The organism is Natrinema hispanicum (assembly GCF_900111485.1).
GTDB lineage: Archaea > Halobacteriota > Halobacteria > Halobacteriales > Natrialbaceae > Natrinema > Natrinema hispanicum_A.
This window is the reverse complement of sequence record NZ_FOIC01000077.1, coordinates 1-2187: the sequence shown is the minus strand read 5'-3', so window position 1 is coordinate 2187 and position 2187 is coordinate 1. Positions and strand designations below refer to the sequence as shown.

Annotated in this window: 2 protein-coding genes; one reads left to right on the top strand and one right to left on the bottom strand. The window is 62.4% G+C overall.

The features are described from left to right. Window positions 1-239 precede the first annotated feature (239 nt). Entirely contained in the window at window positions 240-1634 is a 1395-nt protein-coding gene (locus BSG09_RS19945) for a DUF6498-containing protein (RefSeq protein WP_092936229.1), read from the top strand. Between the two features lie 73 nt (window positions 1635-1707). Here the strand turns inward: BSG09_RS19945 and BSG09_RS21655 are convergent, their stop codons facing one another. After that, on the bottom strand, window positions 1708-1836 hold the full coding sequence (locus BSG09_RS21655; protein ID WP_262488534.1) for a hypothetical protein: 129 nt from the start codon (window positions 1834-1836) through the stop codon (window positions 1708-1710). Between the last annotated feature and the right edge of the window lie 351 nt (window positions 1837-2187).

Sequence of the window (2187 nt, the reverse complement as noted above, 5' to 3'; positions counted from 1 at the left end):
TCGTGTTTGGGCTCGTCGGATTCCTCCTGATAATCGTCCTAGTGATTGCAATATTTCTTACGTTGGTGTACACCATCGTCGCAACGGTAAAAGCGATATCTGGATCGACTTGGACGTATCCTGGAGCGATCGCTTTCGTCGAGAGATATAGGTAGACATTCATGTTATCTCAAGAAGAGAAGCTGGTTGAACATGGCCGAGATTGAACTGGACGTGCTCAGACTACAGATGGTGGATCTATGAAGCCACCATCAAACGATTCGTCTGCCGCGTTTCTGGTGACAGTCGCGGCGAACGTCGTCCCGCTGGTCGGCGTGTTTCACCTCGGGTGGAGCGCAAAGACGTTCGCTGTCGTCTACGCGATGGAACTGGTCGTCGCTGTCCCGTTCGCCGGGTTGAAGGCATTATTCGCGCGCCGCCCGCCGAACTACGACGAGCTGGAGCGCCCACAGGAGGATAACCCGCTCAAGGGCGACGAGTTAGGCGGGGTCTCCGTCGGACCGAGCGACCTCAACCGCCGGCGCGGGAGCGTCACGGTCGTCGACTCGCTCCCGCCGATCTACCCCCGGAACTACCCGTTCGTCTTTCGATCGTTCGTGGCTGCCGTGGCGCTCCTCGGGATATACCTCGCCGTACTGAGCCGTTTCATCGACGTGCCGGCGACGCTCGCCGATCCGATGGTGGCGGCGAGCGCCGCCTCCCTGATTGTCTCTCAAGTCGGCGTCATCAACCGCGAGTACTTCCGCAAGCGGCGCCACGAGACGAGCACCCCTCGAGACGTGATCAGAAGCGCGAAGAACGAGGCTGTGGTAGCTATAGTGTTGCTCTGGTTCGCGGCCGCCGGTGGTCCGACCGGCGCGCTGGTCGCGTTCGTCACGGTGAAGCTATTCGCGGAGTGGGGGGACTACCGCGCCGGGCAGTCGTCCACCACCGACAAGGGGGTGGGGACGCTCCCGCCTGTAGCGGCTCCGGATGCGTCGCCGACGGCTGAGGTCTGTCCGGACCGGCGCGCCGTCCGCGGCGCCGCGTTCTGGCGGGGCGCGAAGTCCGCAATCGGCAGCGGCCCGGTGTACCTCTTCGCGTGGATTGGGCTCACCAGCGGATCGACAGGGCCGGTCGCTGCCATGGTGGTCTGTTTCGGCCTCCTGCCAGCCATCATCGGCGGGCTGAAGGCCGTCGAGTACGCCCTCACTCACGGTACGCTGGCGTACCAGCGTCGCGACGACACGGTGGTCGCGTACGACGACCTTACCGATACTGTCCAGTGGGAGATCCCCGTCGACGACATCCGGAACGCCGAGTTGTGCGAGGGAGAGTTCGTCGACCGCTCCTGTGATACTCGGACGTTCTCGCTCACCCCCTCCGTGGGGGAGTATGACCTCAGCGTCGCGCACCTCCGGGAGTATGACCGGGCTGTCGAGGCGTTGGAACTCCCCGTCGAGACGACGGCGTTCGGCCCACTCGACCGACGCGTGGCCGGGGTGGCAGCCGTGGTCGGAGCCTGTGGCGTCGCCGCCGTGGCGGCCCTCGCCTACTCCGCTCCCTCCGTCGGGGCGGTCGCCGCCGGGTGGGGCGGCCCGTTCGGCGTCCTCGTCCTCAGATCGGCGTGGCAGTGGGCGCTCCCGGCCGCCTGATCCGACGTCGACGGCGGGCGGAGCGGGCGCGTCGCAGCCGGTCACCGCGACGCGTCCGCCCCACGTATCGGGATCAGAACTCCGACAGCTCCGGGGCGGACGAGCCCTGACTCGAGAAGGGGACGTCGCTGACGATGGCGACTTTGAACTCGAATCCGGGGTTGATCGTCAGGATGTCGGTCCAGAAAATGTTGTCCTCCATGCAGACCTCGAGCGAGGACTCATCGGCTGAGCTGATTCTGTTGGAATCCTCAGCAAGTGATATATTCTGATTGGGTTGTGGTCAATACAGATGCTGCACTGACCGAAGAGGACCCTTCGGATTTTGACAGAGCCGCTGCGGCCATCTGAATCCGGAACCGTATGCATTGAGAAGATCAGTCTCAACTTCTGTTCTCGGCAGCGACCACAATTTCGGGATCTCAAATTCTACAAACCACCATACAGCTGACACCCGTTACGATTGCTCTGTTGAAAAGCGATCTAATCAGCCGATATCACTGGCTTAGAAGGATGAAGCCGAGGAATTCGATTCTGTCCTATGGAAATCGAT